Genomic DNA, 24,428 nt, shown 5'->3' on the forward strand with positions numbered 1-24,428 from the left:
ATAAAAATGGTCAAATAAAAAACCTTCAGAATTATAAAATACTGAAGGCTCTATGGAAAATTATTTGATGGTGATTTTTAATTTTGTCTGGAAGAGTTTGAGATCGGAGTCGCCGTAAAACGATCTCGACCATCATCACTTTTAAAAGTTGTGCGGAAATCTAGCAATACCGCTATATTTTTTCTAGGCGTATTTGTACTAAAATTATTTTTGACCCTTTTAAAAGATCTAATTAATGCAACCGTGAAATCATTGTCTGCTTCGGGAGAAACTTTCGGATTAATGATATTCCCTTTTTTATCCACATCGAAGGTCAAAGTAAAAATTCCATTAGCTTGAAAGTCAGAAGAGAAATTGTTGAAATTATTCTGCACATCTTTCACAAATTTCTGATTTCCACCTTTGTAAACCTCATTTAAATCATTGCTTTTTGAAGTTGCAACAACTTGAGAGTAGGCATAGACTGTTGTAAATAAGAGGGTTAATAAAAATAATTTTTTCATGTTTTTTAATTTGAAGATAAATTTACACCTAATTTTTGTCTGCAGTCACAATTTTCAATGCTTTTTTTCTTTTGTAAAAGAAGAACGCTATTACACCTATGAATATTAAAGGCCAAATTCCGAAAAGACCAATGATGATCTGCTTAATTAAATGAAATCCATCTGAAACTGCATTTTTGATATCGTAAAAGAAATTAGATTGGTTTTCTAAATTTTGGGTATTTGAAACTGCAATTTGAGCCACACGAACTTCGGGTTCTGTCAGGAAAATTTGTACCGTGCTGTATTCTAATTGATCTTTCATATCGAAATCAGCAACTTGTTGGTAATTATTTTCGCTCTGATTTTCATCAGTCATTTTGACCTTGTCCTTATTAAGTTTCAGTTTTGAAATGTTTTTCTCCGTATTTTTATTTCTTTCTTTTTCCAGTTTCGCAAGTTTGATATTAGAAGTAACATCTTCGGCAAGAATGATTCTGGAATTTAAAAATACTTTTTTATCATTAATGATCTGTAGAAAATCACCTAGCTTCACAGTGGGAATTCGAACCTGCATCTTGTTTTCAGTTTGAAATTTGCGAACCATCATTGCTTTTTCATCTGAAATCACGAAAGTTTTTTCGGAAATAATGTTAGAGTTCAAATTACTGGAAGTTACAAATCCATCCAGATCTTTCAGAGATTTTTCCAGAAAAATGGTGGTCTCATAAACATCTTTGACTTCCATATTAACGTCGGCCGATTTTATGAACTGTTTGTCTTTCACCTGTAAATTGGCGACCGATGAAATACTGTCGGAAAGTGGGGTAGAATCGGTTTGAGAAATTGCATTCGCTTGATCTGCAGATTCAACACTTCCTGTTTTTTTACAGGAAGATAACGTAGTTAAAACAATTAAAGAAATTGTGGTGTAGAAAATAGGTGTTTTCATAACGGATTAATTTTAAAGGGTTTGTTTAACCAAATCTCCGTCTGAATTGTTTGTAAAGGTTGTAAATAAGTTTTATAGTTCTTGTAAAACTAATTTGTTGCTGTAAGTAATTGTGAATTAAAAGTTTACGTGCTTTACTCTTTTTCTTCGAGTGTAATTTTCTTCGTGATTTTGTATTTTCTGCGGATTTTATTGATTTTACTTTCTTCACCGAGAAGTTTTCCCCAAGGTTCCATACCTTCTATTCGCTCAAAAATAATTTTCAGAATCGCTAAAAATGGAATACTCAGAAACATGCCGGAAATTCCCCACAATTCCTCACCTACTAAAAGTCCTATGAAAGTAAAAAGTGCATTAATCTTCACTTTTGAACCTACAACTAAAGGTAACGTAATATTTGCATCAATCAAATGAATCGCAACATAACCAAAAAAGACTAAAAAGGTATGATTTCCGCCAGTTGCAAAAGAAATTAAACAAGCCATAAAACCTGAAACTAAAATTCCGACATAAGGAATTACGTTGAGAAGACCTGTTAAAACACCTAATAAAATGGCATATTTTACCCCTAAAGCAGATAATAAAATCGTGGATAAAATACTGACGATAAGAATCTGAATTAAAAGCCCCGAAATATATTCCTTAATTATTTTTTGAATTTCTAAGATCGCTTCGTTTACTTTTGAGAAATGTTTTTCGTGAAAAACGGAAATAATAAAACCATATAAAATGCGACGGTAATTCAATAGAAAAATGAAAAATAAAGCACTAAACACGAAAAATGCCATCGTAGATGAAAACATTGAAAAAGTGAAACCCAAAATAACACCAGTTGAAGAAAGTACATTTTCAAGCGCTTGATTAATGTAACTCATCTGTTTATCGAAGTTTACATGAAAGGTTTGGGAAACCCAATATTGCAGTTGTCCGAAAGATTTTGACACTTGTGATTTCAAAACCGGAAAATCATTAGCAAAATCACTTAGTTGAATGGTGAAAAAATAAATCAATCCGTAAAGGAAAATCAACATGACCAATAAGGAAGAAAAAGTAGAAATTGTTCTGGAAAATCTTGCTTTTCGCTCTAAGAAATTGGCAAAAGGCAGAAATAAAAGTGCCATTAAAAAGGAAAAGAAAAGAGGCGCCAAAACGCCTTTACCTATTTTTGCTAAATATCCCAAAGCCAAAATACTCACAAGAATTAGTGCAAGTCTAAGAACAAAAGGAAGTTTAATTTCTTTCATAAAACAAAGTAAACAATAATTTTTTTTTTGTAAAAGAAAAACGCTTCAAATTTTTGAAACGTTTTCTTCTTTTTTATTTTTCAATTGCCAAGTCGATCACTTCGCTCATTCTACTTACGTAATTGACTTTCAGATTTTTCAGATAATCTTTTTTGATTTCCTCTACATCTTTTCGATTGGCTTCACACAAAATTATTTCTTTAATTCCGGCTCTTGCTGCAGCGAGTAATTTTTCTTTAATTCCGCCCACAGGAAGAACTTTTCCACGCAAAGTAATTTCTCCTGTCATTGCAAGGTGTGATTTTACCTTTTTGTTTTTAAAGCTTGAAACGATCGAAGTCAACATCGCAATTCCAGCAGATGGTCCATCTTTCGGCGTCGCGCCTTCGGGAACGTGAACGTGAATATTATTTTTTTGAATATCTTCAGAAGAAATTCCGAGTTCTTTATGTTTGGCTTTGATATACTCCAATGCAATCGTAGCAGATTCTTTCATTACGTTTCCGAGGTTTCCGGTCATCGTCAGATTTCCTTTTCCTTCACTCAAAATACTTTCTATAAAAAGAATATCACCGCCAACTTGCGTCCACGCTAAACCGGTCACAACTCCGGGAACACCGGTAATTTCTGATAAACTTTTCATTCTTGGAACGCCCAGAATTTCATCAATTTTTTCGATAGAAATTTTAGGGTCGTAGGTTTTTTCCATAGCGGTTTGCAAAGCGATCCATCTTGCAACTGAAGCGATTTGCTTTTCTAAACCACGAACGCCGCTTTCCGAAGTATGTGCATCTACAATATGTTTCAGTTCGGCATTTCCTAGTTTAAAAGATTTTGCATCTAAGCCGTTTTCTTCCTGTTGTTTTTTGATGAGGTGTCGTTTCGCGATTTCTACTTTCTCCTCTAAAGTATAACCGGCAATTTCGATGATTTCCATTCGGTCAAGAAGTGGTCTTTGAACCGTAGAAAGCGAATTCGCCGTGGCAATAAACATGACTTTCGATAGATCATAACCCATTTCTAAGAAATTATCGTAGAAAGAATTATTTTGTTCAGGATCCAAAACTTCTAACAAAGCCGAACTTGGGTCGCCATGAATTCCGCTTGCAATTTTATCAATTTCATCTAAAACAATTACCGGATTCGAGGTTCCTGATTTCTTGATGGACTGCAAAATTCTTCCAGCCATCGCTCCAATATAAGTTTTTCGGTGTCCTCGAATTTCAGATTCATCGTGCAGACCGCCTAAAGAAACTCTCACATATTTTCTTCCCAATGCATCAGCAACTGATTTTCCAAGCGAAGTTTTTCCAACTCCAGGAGGACCAACTAAACATAAAATCGGGGATTTCATATTATTTTTCAGTTTCAAAACCGCCATGTGCTCCAAAATCCTTTTCTTAATATCTTCCAAACCAAAATGCGCTTTATCTAAAACCCTTTCAGCTTTATGGATGTCAAAAATATCTTTGGAGTATTTTTCCCAAGGCAAATCAGTAAAGAAATCGAGGTAATTTCTTTGAACGTTGTAATCGGGAGAATTTGGATTTTGTCGTTGAAGGCGGTTGATTTCTTTTTTGAAATGTTCCTCTACTTCATCGTTCCATTTAATCTTTTTTGCTTTCTCTAAAAGTTCTTCAACATCAGATTCAGGACCACCTCCTAATTCATCCTGAATGGTTCGCATCTGCTGATTAAGGAAATATTCTCTCTGGCTTTTGTCTAATTCTTTATTGGTTTTCTGATGAATCTGATTTCTGAGTTCCAGTTTACGGAAATCATCATGCATCAATTCATAACATTTCTGCGCACGGATTAACAGGCTTTTCTCTTCTAACAATTTTTGTTTATCGAAAGAGGTGAAATTAGCATTGGTACAGATAAAATTGAGCAGATCTTCAGGATCACTCATGTTTTTAATGGCAAAATTAGCAGCATTTGGAATATTTGGATCCAGCTCAATAATTTTCACTGCTAAATCTTTGATGTTTTCCAAAAGCGCATTATACTCTTCCGTTTTTTTGGAAGAAACATCTTTTAGTTTCGTAATCTCCGCCTTAAAATAAGGTTTAGCGGAGGTGAATGTTTTAATTTTAAACCTTTGAAATCCTCTAGTAATTGCGGTAACATTACCTTCCGGAAGTTTAATGATCTTAATGATCTTCGCTAAAGTTCCCGTTTGATAAAGATCTTTTTGCGTAGGATTTTCGATGGATGAATTATTCTGGCTCAAAATCCCAATAAATTCATTGTTTTTCTGAGCTTCTTGTAAAAGCTGGATCGACATTTCCCTTCCTGCTGTAATGGGAATGACCACTTTTGGAAACATTACCATATTTCTTACCGGCAAAATGGGAAAAATCTTCTGCTCTCTGTTTTTAGAAATATCCATAATTTCGGAAATGTTTATTTCTTCAGTTACAATACTGAAACCATCGTCCATAATTTCATCGAATGCTATATCTTCAAATTCTGTCATAATATTCTTGGAATGACAAATTGTCATTTAATTTAAATAGTTACTCATCAAATACGATGATTTGCTTTAAAAGCCGCTTTAATAAAAAGTTCTTTTTAATTTCACAAGCACTATGCCAAGAGAAAATTTAGACAAATTTTCCATTATCTGTAAATAAATCGTTTTTAAAGCTTCAAATTTTTTCTCAATCTCTTAAAAATGTGTATTTTCGCAAACTGATAAAATTATACAAAAAATGGCAGTTTTAGGAGAGATTAGAAACAGACCGTGGCTTTTGATGGGAATCATCGCAATTGCAATGTTAGCGTTTGTCGTTAATCCAGATAGTTTGGAGAAATTATTTGGTGCGAAAGCTGGAGTTTACGGAAAAGTGAATGGTGACGAAATTACAAAAGAAGATTATGATGATCAACTTTTTATGCTTCAACAACAGGCACAACAAAAAGGTCAACCTTCAAAAGGATTGGAAGAACAGGCATGGCAATTGGTGGTTCAGTCAAAATTGATCAAACAGCAGTTTGAGAAAATGGGATTGACGCTAACCAACGATATGTTCTGGAACCAATTACAATTTGATCCAATGTTTGCACAAAACAAAGAAAATTTTGATGCGAAAGGTAATTTCAAAGTTCAGGAAATCAAAAAACAGATCGAAGAGCTGCAAAAAGGTGGCAACGCAGAAATGTATAATAATTGGTTGAAAACTAAAAAATCAATTGAGTACAGAATGATGGCGCGACAACTTTTTGCAAATGTTTCTACAGGAATTACCGTTGGTAAAAAAGAAGCTGAAGAAATGATGAAGCAGAGAGATCAAGTTGCAGATATCGATTTTGTAAAAGTTGATTACAATACTTATGCTCAGAAAAATCCCGTGAAAGTTACGACGCAGGATTTGGCAGATTATATTAAGAAACATCCTGTAATGTATAAGAGAGACGCAAGTAGAAATATCGGTTTGGTATATTTCCCAGCAGCTCCAAGTACTGAAGATGATAAATCCACTGAAACAGAAATCAACAAATTATTTTCTCAAGGAAGTGATGTAAGTGGCGGAAAAGAAAATTTCCAAAATACTACGAATGATTCTATGTTTGTTGCATTAAATTCTGATATGCCTTTTAATCCACAGTATTTTTCTCAGGCACAATTACCGGTAGCAATTAAAGATAAAGTAGCTGCGTCAAGTGTCGGAACTACTTTTGGACCTTACAAGGAGCAGAACTTCTATGTGGTAACTAAATTATTAGATAAAAAACCTTCAGATTCTACACTTTCTCGTCATATCTTAGTTTCGTACAAAGGAAATCAAGCTGGTGCAAATGAAACAAGATCTAAAGAACAAGCGAAAAAATTAGCAGATTCAATCGAAGTTATTTTGAAAGCCGATCCTGCTAAATTTACAGAATTTTTAAAATATTCATCTGATCCAGGTTCTGCTGCTCAAGGTGGAAGCGTAGGTTGGACAACTCCTGCAACACCTTTCGTACCAGAATATTTAAACTTCCTGGCCAAAAACGGAAAAGGAGCAACTGCAGTAGTTGAAACGCAATTCGGATATCATATTATCAATATTGAGGATAAAAAATCTGGAGCAATGACTTATAAAGTGGCGAATTTGGTTAAAGCCGTGAAGCCTTCTGATAAAACCGAAAACGAGATTTACACGAAAGCAACCAAATTTATTCAGCAAGTTCAGGGAAAAACTTTCAATGATTTTTCTAACGTTGCGAAGAAGAACAGTTATATTTTTTCTAATCCAAAAGAAGTTGGCCGTTTCCAGGGACAATTACCTGGTTTAGGAACAGATAAAGATGAGGAAATTATTGCTTGGGCTTTTAACAAAAAAAGAAACAAAGGCGATACTGATATTTTTACCGTAGATGGGACAGGTGACAGAATTGTTGCTTTCTTAAACGGTGTTCAAGATGCAGGCACTGCAGATCCTGAAGCTGTAAGAGAACAATTGGAGCCACTTGTTAAAAATAAAATTTTAGCGAAACAGATTTCAGATAAAATTACTGCTGCAAAAGCAACAAGTTTAGATCAGATCGCTAAATTATTTGGTTCTACAAAACAATCTGCACAGGCAAACATGTTGAGTCCGCAAATTGCTGGAGCAATGGAACCGAGAGTTGCAGGTGCCGCATTTGGCGTAGCAAAAGGAAAACTTTCTAACCCTGTAGAAGGAATGACGGGAGTTTATGTTTTGGTGAAAAAATCTGAAACTATCAATAAACAACCAGGAGACATCAAACAGATTACGCAAGCGATTGCTGGACAGAATTCACAACAGTTCGGTCAGTCATTGTTGAAAAGTCTTCAAGACAATGCCAACATCAAAGATTACAGAATTGAGGTTTACAATAGAGCTGCACAACAGCAATAATTGAAACTTTATTTATATTTAAAGCGACTTTTTTAAGTCGCTTTTTTTGGATGTTGACTTAACATAATTAGATGGTGTTTATTTAAAATGTATTATATTTGTTGATTAAAAATTAAAGAAAAGTGAAATTCACAAAAGAAATAAAGGCAGGTTTAATCGCACTTCTGGCGATTATAGGATTTGTAATTCTATTCCAATTCATGAAGGGCAAAAGTCTCTTTACCACCGATAATATTTTTTACGCTAAGTTTGATAATGTTGAAGGTCTTTCAGCTTCTAATCCTGTTTCTATCAATGGGTTAAAAGTCGGACAGGTTGATAAAATTATTCCGCAGACAGAAGCAGATGGTAAGATTCATTTTGTTGTTAAAGTGACGGTTGATGAAAATTTTGAGTTTTCAAAACAGTCGACTTTAGAAATTTTCGAACCTGGATTGATGTCGGGAAAGCAGATGAGAATTAATCTTTCTTACGGAAATCCCATGGCGAAAGACGGTGATACTTTGAAAGGAGCGTTTACGCTTTCGATGTTGAACAATATTTCTTCACAAGTTGGTCCGGTTAAAGACCAGCTTCAAATTGTTTTGAGAAGAGTAGATTCACTGACGACGAACGCCAATCAAATTTTGAATGATCAAAACAAAGCTGAAATCAAATCTTTGTTGATTAATCTTAACAAAACTGTTGCTTCTTTTGAGGGAACTTCTAAGCAAACAAATGCCTTATTAGCGAACAGTGACCCCAAAATTCAAAAGGTTCTCGATAATGCAAATCAAGTTACAATAAGTGCCCGAAATGCCATTGATAAATACGGAAAAGTTGCTGAGGAAGTTGACGTGAAGTCACTGAATAATACCATTGAAAAATTAAGTGTAACTACAGACAAATTAAATAATGTGATTTCTGGCGTTCAAAATGGAGAAGGAAGTCTGGGGAAATTGACCAAAGATGACCAATTGTATAATAATTTAAATACTGCTTCCGACAATCTCAATAAATTAATTGAAGACTTAAAAGCCAATCCGAAACGTTACTTGAATTTTTCTGTATTTGGAAAAAATACTAAAGACTAAAACCTTTTCAATATGCAGTATATTGACAATATCATTTTTTTTCTCGCCCTTGTTATAGGGTTTGGACTTTTTTTTAAAAGTTTTAAAGAAATCTATCGAAACATAAAACTCGGTAAAAAAATTGACCGTTCAGATCAACCCGCTGTTCGCTGGAAAACGATGGGGAAAGTCGCTTTGGGTCAAAGTAAAATGGTGAAAAAGCCGATTGCAGGGTCTTTGCATATTTTAGTTTACGTAGGTTTTATAATCATCAATTTTGAATTACTCGAAATTGTAATTGATGGGATTTTCGGAACCCACCGATTTTTAGCCGGAATATTGGGCGCTGGTTTCTATAGTTTCTTTACTGCGACTTTAGAAATTTTAGCTATTTTAGTAGTAATCGCAGTGGTAGCTTTTTTTATCCGAAGAAATTTTTACGGGATCAAAAGGTTTCAAATGAAAGAACTATTCGGTTGGCCAAAAAATGATGCAAACTGGATTCTAATTATTGAGTTTGCTTTAATGGTAGCCTTTCTGACTATGAATGCTTCAGACTACTACATCGATCTACACAAGTTGCAAATGATCGAAATGGTTCCTGGAGTTGAGAATAATTTTTTATCTGGAGCTAATTTCCCTGTTTCAATTCATCTGCTTCCTTTTCTAGATAATTTCAGTGATTCATCGCTTCATATCATAGAAAAATCCGCTTGGTGGTTTCACTTTTTAGGAATTCTTTTCTTCATGAATTACCTTTACTATTCGAAACATTTGCATATTATTTTAGCTTTTCCAAATACTTGGTTTTCAAATTTAAAACCGAAAGGACAGTTCAATAATTTGGATTCAGTAACTAGAGAAATTAAGTTGATGATGGATCCAAATGCAGATCCTTATGCGCCACAACCGGCAGCTGATGCCAATGAGGTTCCGGAAAAATTTGGAGCAAGCGATATTTTTGATTTAGATCAAGTTCAATTACTCAATGCCTATTCTTGCACTGAATGTGGAAGATGTACCGCAGTTTGTCCTGCAAATATTACCGGTAAAAAATTATCTCCTCGAAAAATTATGATGGATACACGGGACAGAATCGAAGAAGTCGGTAGAAACATCAATAAAAACGGAAAGTTTGTTGATGATGGCAAAAAATTATTAGATGATCATATTCAAAGGGAAGAACTTTGGGCATGTACCACTTGTAACGCTTGTGTTGAAGCTTGTCCTGTTTTGATAGATCCACTTTCTATTATTTTTGAAATGCGCAGATTTTTGGTCATGGAACAATCTTCTGCACCACAGGAACTCAATTTGATGATGAGTAATATTGAAAATAATGCTGCACCGTGGCAATATAACCAAGCCGATCGATTGAATTGGGCAAAAGAAAATTAATATAAAAATTAGATAATGTGTTAATTTTCAAATCATCACATTAGCACATTAACTTATTTAAATAAATGGATTTCACTATAAAAACAATGGCAGAATATGCTGCCGAAGGAAAAGTACCCGAAGTTTTATTTTTCGTAGGCTGTATGGGAAGTTTTGATGACCGCGCAAAAAAGGTTACCAAAGCGTTCTGCAAAATTTTAAATAAAATTGGAATCGAATTTGCCGTTCTTGGTCAGGAAGAATCATGCAACGGTGATCCCGCAAAACGTGCCGGAAACGAATTTATTTTTCAGATGATGGCACATACGAATATCGAAATCATGAATGGTTACGGAGTAAAAAAAATCGTAACAACTTGTCCGCATTGTTTCAATATCATCAAAAATGAATATCCAGGTTTAGGTGGAAAATATGAAGTTCTTCACCATACCCAATTCCTCAGAAAATTGATGGAGGAAGGTCGTCTGAAAATTGAAGGCGGAAGTTTCAAAGGAAAGAAAATCATTTTCCATGACCCATGTTATCTCGGAAGAGGCAACGGAGAATATGAAGCACCACGACAACTTTTGCAAAAATTAGATGGTGAATTGGTGGAAATGAAACGCTGCAAATCAAACGGTTTATGTTGCGGTGCTGGTGGAGCACAAATGTTTAAAGAACCTGAAAAAGGGGATAAAGACATCAATGTAGAAAGAACTGAGGAAGCTTTGAGCGAGAATCCTAATATCATCGCAACAGGTTGTCCGTTCTGCAATACCATGATTACTGATGGCGTAAAACATTTTAACAATACCGAAGTTGCTGTGAAAGATATCGCAGAACTTTTAGCAGAAGCAGACGATTTGTAATGAGAAAGAATATGCTTTACTTTTTAATGATTGCGGGCGTTTTATTATTCGTTCTCAATCTTTGGTCTGCAGATTTCGATACCTCAAAAATAAATTTTTGGAGCGCAGGAGCAAGTTTGCTCATGGTCGTTCTCGGATTAATTGAACTGAAAAAATTACAGAAAAATGAAAATTGAAGAATCAACGATAGTAGAAACCAATGATTATCGGGTAATTATTTATCCCGCGTCAAGAAGTTTTACACCGAAAGAAAGCAAAGTAATTACTGAAAAATTATACGATTTCCTCGCGACTTGGGCCACACACGGAAAACCACTTTCTTCCTCCTTTAAAATAGAAAAAAATCAGTTTATAGTTGTTTGTGTAGATGAAGAAAAAGAAGCAGCTTCTGGCTGTTCTATCGATTCTTTAGGACAAGTTCTGCGGGAAATTGATCAGGAATTTCAACTCGGTTTATTTGATCGAATGAAAGCAACTTTTGTCGAAAATGGTGAAATTAAAACTTTAAAATTAAAAGATTTCAGAGATGGTTTAAAATCTGGCGAAATTGCAAAAGATATCGAAGTTTTCGATTTTTCTAAAAATTCTTATGTTGCTTTTTTAAGCGATTTCTTACTTCCATTAAGAAGAAGTTGGGCTGGAATTTATATAGACTAAATATAATTTAAAAACAGAAAACCCTTTAAACTTATTTGTTGAAGGGTTTTTTTTAATTTTTGCTTTTTGTTATATCGCACTTGATGGCCGTAAATAAACAGTTAAAGAAATAATTGCATTAGAAAGCTCCGTAGGAGCAGTTCACTTTGTATTTAAGAATTATTTATTACATAAAAGTTCCGTAGGAGCAACCTTTTGCAGATGTTTTGTGTTATTTTTTTTAAAATTCATTCTGTCTGATCGTCAGTTCAAAGATTTTCTTTGGGAATTCCATCTCATCAAAAACAGTTGTAGGCAATTGATCTTTGATAAAAACTGCACACATCGTATTTTTTGGATGATATAAATATTGATGGTTTTCTTCTCCAACCGAATCTAAAATTGCTGTAAAAACTTCATACCGAATTTTTTGAGCGCTGTATGCGTAATCATGCCAAACGACGATAGAATTTTCATGTAAAAGATCTTTGAAAACTTTCTTGGTATCATTGAGAACCATTTCGTAGCTATGATCACCATCGATAAAGATCAAATCATATTTTTTCTCAAGACCAGCAAAATCAAAAGTTTTGGTGTTTCCGGTAATGTGTAAAATTTTCGGATTTTTATTGGAAAGAACTCCGTGCTGTAAAGCATATTTCTCTGCCCAACCTAACTCATTCATTTCTTCCGCTGATAAATTAAGCGTCGTACAATCGTCAACGAATTTCGCAACATTATGTACACTTTCACCCCGCCAGGTTCCAATTTCAAAATAAGAATTTACCGGTTTTCTATTTGCTAAAGTAGAGAGAAGCTGTAAATCTGTGATCAAAGAACTGCCGTCTAACAGGAAACTTTCAACAGTGTCAATCACCTTTTGATCATTCAAATCTTTGATTTCAATCTGTGGTAAAGTGGTAAAATTAGAGTATTTTTGTTTGAATCTTTCCTCAAAAACAATATTGCTGTCATTAATAAGATTAATTAAGCTGGGTTTCCTGAGAATAATTTGAATAACTGAAAGTAATTTTTGAATTTTAGCGGTCATTTTCGAATAAAGATTTATTGGCAAATAGTCATCAAACAAAGATAATATTTAAATAGAGTTTTGGAGAAAAAAAATATCCTTTTTATTTCCTCGTGGTTTCCAAATAAACTGGAACCGACCAATGGTAATTTTGTTCAGCGTCATGCAGAAGCAGTTTCGTTAATTCACTCTGTAGAAATTTTGCATGCGATAAATGTTACCGATCAGAAAAAAAAATACCTATTTGATGATCAGTTAATCAACGGAATCAGAACATTAATTGTTTACTATAAAAATTCTCCTAATCCTCTCATTAACTTTGTCCGTAGGATGAAAGCATATTCTCTCGGATTCAAAATATTGCAAAAACCCGATTTGGTTCATGCAAATGTCCTTCACAACAATATGCTATTTGCAGTTTATCTAAAAAGGAGATTCTCGATTCCGTTCGTTGTAACAGAACATTGGACTGCTCTTCGAAAAATTAATGCAGAAACAACTTCCTCAAACATAAAAAGAATTGCAAAATTCATAGGAAATCAAGCTGAAGTAATTCTTCCCGTTTCTCATGATCTTTTGTCAGGATTGAAATATTTAGGAATAAAAACGCCCATGAAAGTTATTCCAAATGTGGTAAACACGAAGCTTTTTGAGCCGAAATCAAAAGCGAATGAAAGATTTACGTTTATTCATGTTTCAAATTTAATCGCTCGTAAAAATCCAGAGAAAATCTTGAAAAGCGCTTTGAAACTCAGGGAAAAAGGTTATGATTTGTTCTTGAAAATTGGTGGAGATGGAGATATTTCTGAACTTGAAAAAATCCGTGATACTTCTAATTTTAAAGATAGAATCGAAATTTTTGGAACGCAAACATTAGAAGAAATTGCACAAAAAATGAAATCCTCCGATTGTTTTATTTTGCTCAGCAATGATGAAAATCAACCTTGTGTTATCGCAGAATCATTTGCAAGTGGAATTAATGTGATCTCAACAAATGTTGGTGGGATCGCAGAATTTTTCCCTGAAAATGTCGGAATTTTATTAGATAAAGTCGATGAAGATTTACTCGAAAAAGCTATGATTCAAGTCATGTCATCAGATTTTAAAAAAGACCATCTATCTTTGGTAAAATATGCAAATGAAACCTTTTCTGTTGACGCAATTGGACGACAATTTTCAGAGGTTTATAATGAAATTTTAAAATGAAAAAAGGATTTTCACTGATCATTTCACCAAATAATATTGAGGTAAATTCTTTTATAGCAAAGGAATATGACAGTTTTTATTTACAGAATTCGCAATTTGAATTTCTCTTTGAAGGAGTATTATTGAATAAACACAAACTGTTGAAAGAGTTTGCCTTAAAAGATTTTGAAACCTTGATTCAGGAATTATATTTGGTCAAAAAAGAACAAATCATCAAATTATTTGAAGGAGAATATCGAGGTTTTATTTTAGATAAAATTCAAAATAAATTATTCGTTTTTACCAATATCACTTCTACGCAAAGAGTTTTCTACACCAATTTTGAAGAAAGAATTTTTATTGATACAAGTTTAATTCGGCTCAACGAAACTCTTAGAAATTTAGGAATTACAACGCAACCTGATTTTGAATCTATTTATCAGTTGTTGTGTTTCACCAATTTACCTGAGGATAAGACACCAATTCAGAACATCAAAAAACTACTCGATGGGAATTATCTCGAAATTGATTGTAAAACTCTTGAAAATAAAGAGATTGAATATTTTAATATTGCGGCAAAACCAATGTTTGAGGGAAGTAAAAATTCTGCAATCGACAATATTCACGATATTTTCACCGATTCGGTTTTGTCAGAATACGAAAAAGACAAAGAATTGGGTACAGATCATCTTGCGCTTTTGAGTGGTGGTTTAGACAGTCGTGTAGCCATGATGTACGCAATTAAAAATAATCAAAAACCAGGAAATGTTTTTTGCTTTTCACAATCTGGTTATTACGATCATACAATTTCAGAAAAAATTGCCGCAGACTTCAATATTCATTACGAGTTTATTCCGTTGAATGGTGGAAAATTTTTAAAAAAAATCGATGAGTTAACGGAGATCTCAGAAGGTATGGTTTTTTACACAGGCGGGATTCACGTTCAGCATGCGCTGGAAAATTTACACTATGAGAATTTTGCACTTTTTCACAGCGGACAAATTGGGGATGGTGTTTTGGGCGGTTTTAACAGCGAACCGAAGAAAAAAAAACCGACTTATTATAAAATTGTTAATAATCAAAAATTCCTGCCAAAAGTTCAAAATTCCTTAGATGAAATTCTAAAAAAGTACGAAAGCGAAGAATTATTTATGTTGCGAAATGTTGCCTACAATCGTACTGGTTTAGGCGCTCATGTTTTTCAGCAAAAGCGATATCAAACTTCGCCTTTTATGACGAAAGATTTTCTGAGATTCGCTATTTCACTTCCAGAAGAATGGAAATTTAATCACCGATTTTATATCGAATGGATCAATAAACATTGTAAAGAGGCGACGAAATATCGGTGGGAAAGAACTTTGATGAAACCAGATGCCAAATGGAAAACCTCTTTTGGAGATAAAGTGATGAAGCGTGGTTTTAATATTTTAAACAACAAAATATTAAAGACTCCCCAAAATTCCAGTATGTATCCCTATCAATATTATTTTGATAACGATTTGGAAATTCAGCAGTATTACCAAAAATATTTTGATGACAATATTCATCGGCTTGAAAATTATCCAGAGCTTTCTCAAGATGTTTTTTCCCTTTTTGAATCCGAAAGTTTTTCTTTAAAATCAAAGGCGATTAATATTTTATCAATCTTTAAATTGTATTTTCAAAGATGAAAAGTTTGCGCATTTTCATTGACGATTTTTTAAAGAATAAGGGACAACATGTTTTCTTTTCGTTGTTGATCGCTAAAATTTGTGCTTTTCTAGGTTCTCTTTTTATCATCAAAATTTTACCCGAAAATGAATTTGGAATCTTAAGTATTGTCGCTTCGGTTTTTGCAATTTTCGCTCCGTTTAGTGGATTTGGAAGTCAGCAAAGTTTGCTTCGATTCGGCTCTGTAACTTTTGATCATACTGAAAAGAAAAGCCTGGCAAAATATCTGTTGATGAAAGGATTTTTTTATCAGATTTTATTGAGCGCGATTTTTCTCTTGGTAAGTTTTTTCTATATTAAAAGGTATGAAGATATTTTTTATATTTTTCTTTTATTCACAATTCGCTTGATTGGTTTTTACTTTCTCAATCATATCCAGTCCGAATTTAGAATTTTTGGGAACAACCGTGGTTTTGCTAGAATTACGAATGTTGTCAATATTTTTGGAGTGATTCTCTTACTGCTCTTATCCTATTTTTTTGGTTTGAAAGGTTATTTGTTAGCGATCGCTATTACGCCGTTTTTGGCTTTATTTTGGTTTAATAAAGAACATTACAGATCCGTCGCCGAATCATTTAGTTTTAATAAAAAAGAAATATGGAGTTACGGACTTCATGCTTCCGGAACGGCTTTGCTTTCAGATGCTCTCTTTTCTGCAGATGTTTTGACGCTTAGTTTTTTGATGAATGAAACATCGGTTGCGAATTATAAAGTTACCATTTTGATTCCGGCGAATATCACCTTCTTGGCTTTAACTTTTATGCAAAGTGACTTTCCTGTTTTGGCGAAGAATTTTAAAAATAAAGTTTTTTTAACCGATTATATTGCTAATTATTATAAAATCTTTATCCCGATTTCTGTACTTATTTTTGCGGTGGGATTTGCCTTCAAAACGGAAATCCTTCATCTGTTCTTTAGCAATAAATATGCAGATAATTCCTGGATTTTTATCGTTCTCTTAGGAGGTTTTTGTATGAATATGTTGTTGCGAAACCTTTACGGAAACCTCCTTTCTGCGGTTGGTAAAATGAAGATCAATACCATCGTTTCTTTCCTGACCCTTTTTCTATTGTTGCTTTTTTCAGCTTTTCTGGTTTCAAGATTTGGAGTGATCGGCATGGCAATAAGTTTAAGTTTGAGCATGATCATTGGTGGGTTTTTACTGATGTATTCCTTTTTACTTTATCTGAAAGATTTAAAATAATTTATCTTTGTACCCATGAAAAATCTGTTTTTTATAGCGACGGTTGCTTTTTTCGCATTTCTTTCCTGCAGAAATGATGATCGAGCGGTACAACAAATTGATCAGATCCTGAATATTTATATTGATTCTGCAGGTCAGGATATGTTGAACAGCAAAATTAAAGGTTCGTACATAACTATTCGATGGAATGATATCAATGGATTAACTGATACTGCTCCGGTGAGTTTTAATAATAATAAAGATGCAGATACGCTTAATTATATGGAATATCTCGCAGGAGCAAAGCGGATTGCCATTGATTCTTCGGGTAGTTCCAAGACGTATGAATCAAAAATAAATCTCTTTTTAACAAAAAGAATTAATGACAGCACGACTTCTACCGGAAAAGATTTAATGGTCATCCATTACACTTCTACACCGGAATTGTTTCAGGTTTCAAGTATTTGGTATAATAATATTTTGAAATTTACTAAAGTTCAGGGGCAGCCCAACATCGTGAAAATCACGAAATAATCATTAAATTTACACATTCAAATCATAATTTAAAGTTTCAATTCGAGGAACTTTAACTATTAAATAGAACACTTTATATGTTACAGGTTAATTTTTTGCGCGAAAATAAAGAACGCGTTTTAGAAGGTTTAGGAAAAAGAGGTTTCAAACAAATAGATTTGGTTGATAAAGCCATCTCTTTTGATGATGATAGAAAAAAGTACCAGTTTGAACTGGATCAAAATTTATCGGAAATGAATAAAATTTCCAAAGAAATAGGTCTTTTGATGAGAGAAGGTAAGAATGAGGAAGCCGAATCTGCAAAATCGAAAACGGCCGAGTTTAAAGAAAATTCTCAGGATCTTCAGCAAAAATTAAAAGATGCAGAAGCAAAACTTTTAGACGTTTTGTATCAGATTCCAAATGTCCCCTACGAAAAGGTAAAAGCCGGAACAACTGCCGAAGAGAATGAAATTATTTATCAATCCCATGATGTTGAAGGTTTAGGCGAAGGTGCAATTCCACATTGGGAACTGGCTAAAAAATATAATTTAATTGATTTTGAACTTGGAGTAAAGATCGCAGGAGCAGGATTTCCTGTTTATTTTGGTAAAGGAGCCAAACTTCAGCGAGCTTTGGTTCAATATTTTTTAGATAAAAATGTCGATGCTGGTTATCTGGAAGTAAATCCGCCACATGTTGTGAATGAAGCTTCAGGTTATGGAACCGGTCAACTTCCCGATAAAGAGGGACAAATGTATTACATCAACGAAGATAAGCTGTTCCTGATCCCCACTGCGGAAGTCCCGGTAACCAATCTTTATCGCGATGTTTTACTAGATGAAAAAGATTTGCCAATAAAAAACACAGCTTTCTCCCAATGTTACCGTAGAGAAGCTGGAAGTTATGGCGCTCACGTAAGAGGTTTGAACAGATTACATCAATTTGAAAAAGTAGAGATCGTACGTTTGGAAAGACCGGAAAATTCTTACGCCGCTCTGGAAGGAATGGTAGAACATGTAAAATCTATTTTGGTAGATTTAGAATTGCCTTTCCGTATCTTAAGATTATGTGGCGGTGACACAGGTTTCGCCGCAGCAATGACCTACGATTTTGAAGTTTGGAGTGCTGCTCAGGAAAAATGGCTGGAAGTTTCTTCAGTTTCAAATTTCGAAACGTTTCAGGCAACGCGTCTGAAATGCAGATTCAAAAGTGAAGGGAAAACACAGTTGGTTCATACTTTAAACGGTTCTGCGATGGCGTTACCAAGAATTATGGCGGCTTTGTTAGAGAATAACCAAACCGCAGAAGGAATTAGAATTCCAGCAAAAATCGCAGAATATTCAAAGTTTGATTTGATCAATTAAAAAGCGACTTTTATAAATAGAAAAACCACCAAATTTTGGTGGTTTTTTGATTAATTATATTTCCATTTATTTTCCTCTTTCTGCTCTTTAATAGACTTCTCTACATCATCAAGAATTTTTGCCATGAAATCCATTTTGTTCTTTAGGAGAAGCTGATCATTTGTTTTCCAGTAATCGCCTTCATCTTCTACCCAGAAATTCTTGAAAAAACCTTCAATTGCATATAAAAACTCAATGACTTCAATATGAGCTTCAACGCCGCCAAATTGCGTTTTACAAAATGTTCCTAAAGTGAGAGAGTCATCAAAATAGATATTGATCGATTCGACGCCGGTGTTTGAATGCAAACTTATTCCTTTTTCCCAAGGTTCGAGTTTTGTCTGGTCGTCTTCTTTTGATTCAGAAAAAGGACAGTCATGTTCTTCAGCATAATAAGTAACCATGGATAATAATGCGTCCAGATCCTTCAGAGAGGCTAGTTGCCCGCCAAAATGAATAGTAATCGACATGTTTTTTGATTATTAGTTAATCAAAATTACTAAACTATTTTCAACTTATTAAACAAAGAGCTAAAAAATTTTTGATGGATTTTTTTATTCCGTGGTGATGATAATTTGTTTATCCTTATTCACCAGGTTTTTGCTGCCATCTAATAATTCGTTACTTCGAACATTGATCTGAATGGTTTTGTTGTCGATCTGTTTCACGAAATCATGTTTTCCAACGATGCTGACAATTGGTTTTTGAAATTTCATCGTGCTCGTGAAATTCATGTTGAACATTTTCATCATTCCGACCATTCCTTGCGCCATCTGTTTGCCGTAAACTTCCAGAGAATCACTTTTGGTACTTGGATTCGGGTTTTTTTCCTCACCAGAATTTTTCGCAATTTCTTTTAAAAATTCTGTACTGTTGAATTTATCGGTATCAATTGTCAGCGTTTTGCCATTCCAGCTTGCGACATTTTGCAGAGGCATATTTTTCAGCTGTTTACTCTGGGATAAAAGACTTGCGATTTCTGCGGGCATCAACTTATCATATTTCAAAGAAAGGCCATAAATTTCACCTTTATCTTTATTCAGCTTCATGAACATTTTTTTCAGCACTTTTGCGGAGTCTTGATTGAGGGTGACTTTTTCATCTTTCTGAAGATCAAATAAACTTTTATAATCCGTAGTAAGATTTCCAAATTCTTTTGATTTCGAGAGAACATCAGTTTTATCTCCCATCATGCTCATCATACCGAGCATACTTTTATCGAGAAGAATATTGGATTCCATACTCGTAGCAGAATCTTTGAAATAGGTAGTTTCTGTATTGACAGAACAGGATTGCAAAGCGAAAGAAGCCAATATAATCCAAAGTCCAAATTTTTTGATCATTACTTAATTTATTTAAGCGTTTCATTCAAATTGGAGACCAAAGTTAATGATGATGTTTTTAGGGGAAATAGACGGCTTTAAATAGTTTTATTACATCACCTTTTGAGGCTAATTTTCGGGTACGTAATCAACATCTATTTTCAAGGATGAACTAAGCAGCTCTTTATCTTTCTGCCATTTTTTATCGAAAAAATAAAGATTCGGCTTTTCAATTTGAATTCCGGAAATTGCGGGATTGTAAGGTTTTGCACCAGCATTTTGTGCTCCGTTAATGATGTTTTCTTTGGAAAGAATCCATTCAAAACCAATAAAATATGCATTCGTTGGAACTTTAATTTTTAATGAAGACAGATTTGCAATAACTGTGGTTTTCTTGGACGGAGTTTCGATAAGAATTTTTGCTTGATTGAGAATTTTTCCAGGTAAACCATTTTCGTCTTCATAAATACACAGAAAAATTGTGGATTTCTTTCCGTCGAAATTCATGCTTTCAAATTGAACTTTATTAAAAATTTCTGGAGAATGATCTTTTGAATTTTGATCGATAAAAATCGCAAATGCTTTTTTCGTTTGCATTCCCAAAACGCCGGTTCCTAAAGATGGTTCTGTAATTTTATGAAATTCGAAAGTTGCTTTTCCTTTTTCTAAATTTGAAGATTCAGCCTTTTGAGCAGAATAGGAAAGAGATAAAAGTAATAAGAGTAAAAATTGATATTTCATCATTTAAATTTACTCAAATATAGAAATTTAATGGCAAGTTGCGTGATCACCCATTTGATGCTCTTTTGAGTTATTGTGAATGACCTGAAGAGAATCATGTGGTGGAGAAATATAAGGTATCCCAAGTTCGAGTCCGCGCAGGATAAAAAGTCCGCCCAAAACGATCATCATGACCGGAACAAATTTTAAAATTTTAATTCTGAATGCCGTCGTCATTAAATTTCCTAAAAGAACAATTGCGAACATAAATGGTAAAGTTCCTAATCCGAAAAGTGCCATGAAAGTCGCACTTTGCCAAATTCCACCTGAAGCTAAACTTGCTGTTAAAGCCATGTAAACCATTCCACAGGGTAAAAAACCATTTAGAATTCCAGTTGTGAAACGTGAGCGATAATCTGCTTTTTGTAAAAGTTTCCCCAAATTCATTTTTACCTTTAGTAATGATTTAGATAAAAAAGGAATTTTGGAGGCGAAATCTTTTCCACCAAAAGAAAATACCGCCATGAAGATTAAAAGAATTCCAACGGCGATTGTTAAATATTGCTGAAAACCAGCCATTTGAAAACCTTTCCCTACAATTCCTAAAATGGCTCCTAAAAATGAATAAGTTGCAATTCTACCAAATTGATAGGTTAAGTTCTGAAGGTAATAGTTGGTTGCCTGTTTCTTAGTTAATCCCAATGAAAGCGCAATAGGACCACACATTCCTATACAGTGAAAACCGGAAGCAAATCCTAAAGCGAGTGCCGAGAAAATGAGTGCTATTTCCATTGAACGTCGTAGTCGAGTTGATAAGGTTTTTTATCGGATTTCCATTTAAGTTTTAAAGTATAACCTCCTTTAGAAATTACTTTCGCAGGAATGAAAAATGATTTTTGTGCATCAAGTGTAACTTCTTTTTTTACATCAAGATTAGCGTCATTAGTTCTGAAAAGTTCGAAGTTTAATTTGGACTGATCGAGAATGATGCTTGCAGGAAATGTAATTTTAATTCCTTCAGTATTTTGTAAATAAACAGGTTTTTCGGTAAGAAGATCTCCGTTTTTCTTGGCATTGATCACGTCCTGATACTGCAACTCTTCGCTGTAATAATGATCAGTAACTAATTCAGCTCCCTGTTGACCGTTTGGGAAAATTAAAATCATAAATAATATGAAAGCGATAAATGAGCCAAGAGCAAGGGCAATTCCATGTCCCCAATTAAATTTTTTGAACATTTTTTATTAAAATTGAAGTTTGAAAGGACCTTCGAAATAGGTTTTGAAAGTATCTAAAAGTTCACCTTGATCATCATAAACACCAATACTGATATTCTGTTTTGAAAGTTTGATTTCTTTTTCTGGGAAACTTATGTTTACGGTACCTTTTGTGATTTCACCTTTCTTAATTTTTATTTTATTTGTTTCGCTTAATGTAACTTCTGCATTTTGTGGTTCCAATACTTTAATCGTGATAATTTTGTCTTTATTGCTTTTGTTTAAAAAAGTATAGCTGTAAGTGTTGGTTATTTTTGCATCGCGAACAAAGAATGAAGAACCTGCAGGTTTAATAAATTTCGCTTCAACATCGGCTCTGTTGTACATTAAAAATCCTAGAAATGCAATCATTAAAGTTAAAACTAAAGAATACGCTTTCATTCTGTTTGTAAATCGGAACGGAATCTCTTTTTCAATTTCGTCTTCAGTTGCATATCTTATCAATCCTGGAGGAAGTCCGGTTTTAATCATGACTTCATCACAAGCATCAATACATGCGGTACAATTCACACATTCCAGTTGTTGCCCGTCACGAATATCAATTCCGGTGGGACATACGACTACGCATTGGTTACAGTCGATGCAATCACCTTTTCCTGCTTCTTTTCTATCTTCACCTTTTCTCCATTTAAATCGGTTTTCACCTCTTTTGAAATCGTAATAAACGTTGATGGTTTGTTTATCAATCAAAACTCCCTGTAATCTACCATAAGGGCAGACTAAAGTACAAACCTGCTCTCTGAACCACGCAAAAGTGAAATAAAAGGCAGATGTGAAAATAATCATCACCAAGAAACTCGTGAAGTTGATAAAAGGACCTTCTTTAATCATCTCAAAAACTTCCTGATAACCTACAATATACATAAACATCCAATGCGTAATTACCAAAGAAATTGTAATATAAATCGACCATTTCAAACCTCTTTTCCAGATTTTTTCTGCGTTCCATTCTTGGCGGTCTAGTTTCATCTGCTTATTTCTGTCACCTTCTACCGCATAGTCTATTTTGCGAAAAACCATTTCGAGGAAAATTGTTTGAGGACAAATCCAACCGCAAAAAATTCTACCAAAAACTACCGTAAATAAAATAACGAATACAATGGAAGTAATTGCACCTAACGCAAGAATAAAAAAGTCTTGAGGATAAAACGGCTGCCCGAAAATATAGAAATGTCTTTCAACAACATTAATTAAAAGAAAAGGATTTCCATTAATTTTTATAAAGGGCATGATGAAGAATAATGCTAACAGAAAATAGGCGACTAAGGATCTGTAATTTGTAAATTTTCCGTGCGGTTTTCGGGGAAAGATCCAAACTCGTTTCCCGGATCGATCCATGGTTTGAACAGAATCTCTGAAGTTTTCTGCAGCGATTACCTGTCCTTGTCCACCTTGAAAAGTTTTATCTTGTGTATCCATTTAACTTAACTATAAAAAAAAACATAATTCGTATTCTTGAATTTTCTAGAATAGCGAATTATGTTCTCAAAGTAATATTTGTTTTAAATTTTATTTCTCCCAATGTGCAGGTGTACCTTGTTGAGGCGCACCGCCCTGTGCTGGAGTAATAGGATTTTGTTCCTGATTGATATGATAAACATAAGCAGCTACATTTTGGATGTCGAAACCTGTTAGTACACCATTTTTTCCCCATGCTTGCATCGCAGGATTATTCGGTGAACCATTTTCAACCATATGGAAAACATTTTTAAATAATGTTTTTTCAGGTTGATTTACCCATGAGTTATCAGTAAGGTTTGGTCCAATACCACCTTTACCACCATCACCGTGACAAGAAACGCAGTTGGTTTTAAATACTTCCTGACCAGCAGCGATATTATCTGGAGAATACGCAGCGTTTTCGATCGTGGGTGGAGGAGTATTTTTAATGTATTCTGCAATACTTGCGGTTTGAGCTTTGTATTCGTCGTCGTATTCCTTGATTGGGTGAGCAAAATCTGTCAACCAATAAGAAATCATATACACTACGCAATAGGCAATTCCGAACCAGAAAAGTCCAAGCCACCATTTTGGTAACTGGTTATCAAGTTCCATAATTCCATCGAAACCATGGTCGATCAGCAAATCTTTTTCTGTACTTGCTGGTTGTTTTTTAAATGCACCTTCGTATAGTGCTTTAAAATATGGCGTGTTTTTCGATTCAATATAAGAAGCCTTTTCAGCGTCGCTTAAACTTTTGAATTTTTCATTTTCAATCAAGTCACCAATTGCATTTTGAATAAGTGCAAGAATTGAACTGATAACTACCGTTCCCCAAAAGTAAGGTGAAGATAGGAAAGAAGCATTCTGCACAAACATGAAATACATGATGAAAAGAATGACCAGTATGATTGCGATCGTTACGTAAACGGGGGATCTTTGTTTCATTTTATTTAGTTTTATATAAAATTACAAGTTTTTATCGTCGATATCATCATCTAAAGGAGCATTTGCTTCTTCGTCATAATGTTTTTTAGACCGTGAAAAAACCCAAATTACAATACCTAAGAAGAAAATAAGAAAAAATATCATTGATAACGTTTGGTAGAAACCAACATTTTCGCCATTTGCTAGAATATCTTTTATATTTTGAGGTATCATC

General features: G+C 34.0%; 24 protein-coding genes. 11 read left to right on the top strand and 13 right to left on the bottom strand.

The genetic code is table 11. The features are described 5' to 3' along the window. Positions 1–77: 77 nt before the first annotated feature. The 4 genes from OA86_RS06985 to lon all read right to left on the bottom strand — a co-directional run bounded on the left by OA86_RS06985 (position 78) and on the right by lon (position 5,157). Positions 78–503, bottom strand: coding sequence for a hypothetical protein (locus OA86_RS06985; RefSeq protein ID WP_039350927.1), 426 nt, complete (start codon positions 501–503; stop codon positions 78–80). A gap of 28 nt (positions 504–531) precedes the next feature. Beyond that, a complete protein-coding gene (locus tag OA86_RS06990; protein ID WP_039350930.1) occupies positions 532–1,434 on the bottom strand; it encodes a DUF4349 domain-containing protein in 903 nt (300 codons plus the stop codon). A 134-nt stretch (positions 1,435–1,568) separates the two neighbouring features. Next, entirely contained in the window at positions 1,569–2,678 is a 1,110-nt protein-coding gene (locus OA86_RS06995) for an AI-2E family transporter (protein ID WP_039350932.1), read from the bottom strand. Positions 2,679–2,751: 73 nt separating this feature from the next. Then, positions 2,752–5,157: an endopeptidase La gene (gene lon / locus OA86_RS07000; protein WP_039350934.1), complete on the bottom strand. Its 2,406-nt coding sequence runs from the start codon at positions 5,155–5,157 to the stop codon at positions 2,752–2,754. A 235-nt stretch (positions 5,158–5,392) separates the two neighbouring features. Here lon and OA86_RS07005 point away from each other — a divergent pair, with 235 nt between their 5' ends. From OA86_RS07005 to OA86_RS07025, 6 genes are all read left to right on the top strand, one after another. Beyond that, positions 5,393–7,546 (top strand): peptidylprolyl isomerase, encoded by a 2,154-nt coding sequence (locus tag OA86_RS07005; protein ID WP_039350937.1) that lies wholly within the window; start codon positions 5,393–5,395, stop codon positions 7,544–7,546. A 122-nt stretch (positions 7,547–7,668) separates the two neighbouring features. After that, positions 7,669–8,619 (top strand): MlaD family protein, encoded by a 951-nt coding sequence (locus tag OA86_RS07010; protein WP_039350941.1) that lies wholly within the window; start codon positions 7,669–7,671, stop codon positions 8,617–8,619. 12 nt (positions 8,620–8,631) lie between these two features. Continuing rightward, on the top strand, positions 8,632–9,996 hold the full coding sequence (locus OA86_RS07015; protein ID WP_039350944.1) for a 4Fe-4S dicluster domain-containing protein: 1,365 nt from the start codon (positions 8,632–8,634) through the stop codon (positions 9,994–9,996). 65 nt (positions 9,997–10,061) lie between these two features. Beyond that, positions 10,062–10,844, top strand: a complete 783-nt coding sequence (locus OA86_RS07020) for a (Fe-S)-binding protein (protein ID WP_039350947.1) — start codon at positions 10,062–10,064, stop codon at positions 10,842–10,844. A gap of 11 nt (positions 10,845–10,855) precedes the next feature. Next, the gene (locus OA86_RS15660; RefSeq protein ID WP_156127374.1) at positions 10,856–11,020 is read left to right on the top strand and encodes a hypothetical protein; all 165 of its coding nucleotides are present in this window, start codon (positions 10,856–10,858) and stop codon (positions 11,018–11,020) included. Then, positions 11,010–11,501 (top strand): hypothetical protein, encoded by a 492-nt coding sequence (locus tag OA86_RS07025; RefSeq protein ID WP_039350950.1) that lies wholly within the window; start codon positions 11,010–11,012, stop codon positions 11,499–11,501. Before OA86_RS15660 ends, OA86_RS07025 begins: the two co-directional genes overlap by 11 nt. Before the next feature lie 220 nt (positions 11,502–11,721). Here OA86_RS07025 and OA86_RS07030 read toward each other — a convergent pair whose 3' ends face one another. After that, positions 11,722–12,531 (bottom strand): class I SAM-dependent methyltransferase, encoded by an 810-nt coding sequence (locus tag OA86_RS07030; protein ID WP_039350953.1) that lies wholly within the window; start codon positions 12,529–12,531, stop codon positions 11,722–11,724. A 60-nt stretch (positions 12,532–12,591) separates the two neighbouring features. On the opposite strand from OA86_RS07030, the gene OA86_RS07035 reads away from it, so the two are divergent. The 5 genes from OA86_RS07035 (at position 12,592) to serS (ending at position 18,468) form a co-directional block, all read left to right on the top strand. Then, positions 12,592–13,716 (top strand): glycosyltransferase, encoded by a 1,125-nt coding sequence (locus tag OA86_RS07035; RefSeq protein WP_039350956.1) that lies wholly within the window; start codon positions 12,592–12,594, stop codon positions 13,714–13,716. Next, complete coding sequence (locus OA86_RS07040) at positions 13,713–15,365, top strand: asparagine synthase-related protein (RefSeq protein WP_039350958.1); 1,653 nt, start codon at positions 13,713–13,715, stop codon at positions 15,363–15,365. Before OA86_RS07035 ends, OA86_RS07040 begins: the two co-directional genes overlap by 4 nt. Next, positions 15,362–16,609, top strand: a complete 1,248-nt coding sequence (locus OA86_RS07045) for an oligosaccharide flippase family protein (RefSeq protein ID WP_052257428.1) — start codon at positions 15,362–15,364, stop codon at positions 16,607–16,609. Before OA86_RS07040 ends, OA86_RS07045 begins: the two co-directional genes overlap by 4 nt. A gap of 15 nt (positions 16,610–16,624) precedes the next feature. Continuing rightward, the gene (locus OA86_RS07050; protein ID WP_039350961.1) at positions 16,625–17,122 is read left to right on the top strand and encodes a hypothetical protein; all 498 of its coding nucleotides are present in this window, start codon (positions 16,625–16,627) and stop codon (positions 17,120–17,122) included. 77 nt (positions 17,123–17,199) lie between these two features. Beyond that, the gene (gene serS, locus OA86_RS07055) at positions 17,200–18,468 is read left to right on the top strand and encodes a serine--tRNA ligase (RefSeq protein ID WP_039350965.1); all 1,269 of its coding nucleotides are present in this window, start codon (positions 17,200–17,202) and stop codon (positions 18,466–18,468) included. Positions 18,469–18,518: 50 nt separating this feature from the next. Here serS and OA86_RS07060 read toward each other — a convergent pair whose 3' ends face one another. From OA86_RS07060 to OA86_RS07095, 8 genes are all read right to left on the bottom strand, one after another. Beyond that, positions 18,519–18,977, bottom strand: coding sequence for a hypothetical protein (locus OA86_RS07060; protein WP_039350968.1), 459 nt, complete (start codon positions 18,975–18,977; stop codon positions 18,519–18,521). An 84-nt stretch (positions 18,978–19,061) separates the two neighbouring features. Beyond that, positions 19,062–19,850, bottom strand: coding sequence for a hypothetical protein (locus OA86_RS07065; RefSeq protein ID WP_039350970.1), 789 nt, complete (start codon positions 19,848–19,850; stop codon positions 19,062–19,064). 108 nt (positions 19,851–19,958) lie between these two features. Next, the gene (locus OA86_RS07070) at positions 19,959–20,573 is read right to left on the bottom strand and encodes a hypothetical protein (RefSeq protein ID WP_039350973.1); all 615 of its coding nucleotides are present in this window, start codon (positions 20,571–20,573) and stop codon (positions 19,959–19,961) included. Positions 20,574–20,597: 24 nt separating this feature from the next. Then, positions 20,598–21,341 (bottom strand): sulfite exporter TauE/SafE family protein, encoded by a 744-nt coding sequence (locus OA86_RS07075; protein WP_039350977.1) that lies wholly within the window; start codon positions 21,339–21,341, stop codon positions 20,598–20,600. Continuing rightward, complete coding sequence (locus OA86_RS07080; RefSeq protein ID WP_039350980.1) at positions 21,332–21,787, bottom strand: FixH family protein; 456 nt, start codon at positions 21,785–21,787, stop codon at positions 21,332–21,334. The genes OA86_RS07075 and OA86_RS07080 overlap by 10 nt, the downstream gene beginning before the upstream one ends. Before the next feature lie 6 nt (positions 21,788–21,793). Beyond that, on the bottom strand, positions 21,794–23,245 hold the full coding sequence (gene ccoG / locus OA86_RS07085; protein WP_039350983.1) for a cytochrome c oxidase accessory protein CcoG: 1,452 nt from the start codon (positions 23,243–23,245) through the stop codon (positions 21,794–21,796). Positions 23,246–23,335: 90 nt separating this feature from the next. After that, positions 23,336–24,214, bottom strand: coding sequence for a c-type cytochrome (locus OA86_RS07090; RefSeq protein ID WP_039350986.1), 879 nt, complete (start codon positions 24,212–24,214; stop codon positions 23,336–23,338). A gap of 21 nt (positions 24,215–24,235) precedes the next feature. Then, complete coding sequence (locus OA86_RS07095; protein WP_039350990.1) at positions 24,236–24,427, bottom strand: cbb3-type cytochrome oxidase subunit 3; 192 nt, start codon at positions 24,425–24,427, stop codon at positions 24,236–24,238. Position 24,428 lies beyond the last annotated feature (1 nt).

The sequence above is a fragment of the Kaistella jeonii genome (assembly GCF_000812865.1).
Lineage (GTDB): Bacteria > Bacteroidota > Bacteroidia > Flavobacteriales > Weeksellaceae > Kaistella > Kaistella jeonii.

What these genes read in the sequence shown, in the direction of transcription:
- OA86_RS06985 (WP_039350927.1), bottom strand. Translation starts at nt 503, where the DNA reads ATGAAAAAATTATTTTTATTAACCCTCTTATTTACAACAGTCTATGCC.
- OA86_RS06990 (WP_039350930.1), bottom strand. Translation starts at nt 1,434, where the DNA reads ATGAAAACACCTATTTTCTACACCACAATTTCTTTAATTGTTTTAACT.
- OA86_RS06995 (WP_039350932.1), bottom strand. Translation starts at nt 2,678, where the DNA reads ATGAAAGAAATTAAACTTCCTTTTGTTCTTAGACTTGCACTAATTCTT.
- lon (WP_039350934.1), bottom strand. Translation starts at nt 5,157, where the DNA reads ATGACAGAATTTGAAGATATAGCATTCGATGAAATTATGGACGATGGT.
- OA86_RS07005 (WP_039350937.1), top strand. Translation starts at nt 5,393, where the DNA reads ATGGCAGTTTTAGGAGAGATTAGAAACAGACCGTGGCTTTTGATGGGA.
- OA86_RS07015 (WP_039350944.1), top strand. Translation starts at nt 8,632, where the DNA reads ATGCAGTATATTGACAATATCATTTTTTTTCTCGCCCTTGTTATAGGG.
- OA86_RS07020 (WP_039350947.1), top strand. Translation starts at nt 10,062, where the DNA reads ATGGATTTCACTATAAAAACAATGGCAGAATATGCTGCCGAAGGAAAA.
- OA86_RS15660 (WP_156127374.1), top strand. Translation starts at nt 10,856, where the DNA reads ATGCTTTACTTTTTAATGATTGCGGGCGTTTTATTATTCGTTCTCAAT.
- OA86_RS07025 (WP_039350950.1), top strand. Translation starts at nt 11,010, where the DNA reads ATGAAAATTGAAGAATCAACGATAGTAGAAACCAATGATTATCGGGTA.
- OA86_RS07030 (WP_039350953.1), bottom strand. Translation starts at nt 12,531, where the DNA reads ATGACCGCTAAAATTCAAAAATTACTTTCAGTTATTCAAATTATTCTC.
- OA86_RS07040 (WP_039350958.1), top strand. Translation starts at nt 13,713, where the DNA reads ATGAAAAAAGGATTTTCACTGATCATTTCACCAAATAATATTGAGGTA.
- OA86_RS07045 (WP_052257428.1), top strand. Translation starts at nt 15,362, where the DNA reads ATGAAAAGTTTGCGCATTTTCATTGACGATTTTTTAAAGAATAAGGGA.
- OA86_RS07050 (WP_039350961.1), top strand. Translation starts at nt 16,625, where the DNA reads ATGAAAAATCTGTTTTTTATAGCGACGGTTGCTTTTTTCGCATTTCTT.
- serS (WP_039350965.1), top strand. Translation starts at nt 17,200, where the DNA reads ATGTTACAGGTTAATTTTTTGCGCGAAAATAAAGAACGCGTTTTAGAA.
- OA86_RS07060 (WP_039350968.1), bottom strand. Translation starts at nt 18,977, where the DNA reads ATGTCGATTACTATTCATTTTGGCGGGCAACTAGCCTCTCTGAAGGAT.
- OA86_RS07065 (WP_039350970.1), bottom strand. Translation starts at nt 19,850, where the DNA reads ATGATCAAAAAATTTGGACTTTGGATTATATTGGCTTCTTTCGCTTTG.
- OA86_RS07070 (WP_039350973.1), bottom strand. Translation starts at nt 20,573, where the DNA reads ATGATGAAATATCAATTTTTACTCTTATTACTTTTATCTCTTTCCTAT.
- OA86_RS07075 (WP_039350977.1), bottom strand. Translation starts at nt 21,341, where the DNA reads ATGGAAATAGCACTCATTTTCTCGGCACTCGCTTTAGGATTTGCTTCC.
- OA86_RS07080 (WP_039350980.1), bottom strand. Translation starts at nt 21,787, where the DNA reads ATGTTCAAAAAATTTAATTGGGGACATGGAATTGCCCTTGCTCTTGGC.
- ccoG (WP_039350983.1), bottom strand. Translation starts at nt 23,245, where the DNA reads ATGGATACACAAGATAAAACTTTTCAAGGTGGACAAGGACAGGTAATC.
- OA86_RS07090 (WP_039350986.1), bottom strand. Translation starts at nt 24,214, where the DNA reads ATGAAACAAAGATCCCCCGTTTACGTAACGATCGCAATCATACTGGTC.
- OA86_RS07095 (WP_039350990.1), bottom strand. Translation starts at nt 24,427, where the DNA reads ATGATACCTCAAAATATAAAAGATATTCTAGCAAATGGCGAAAATGTT.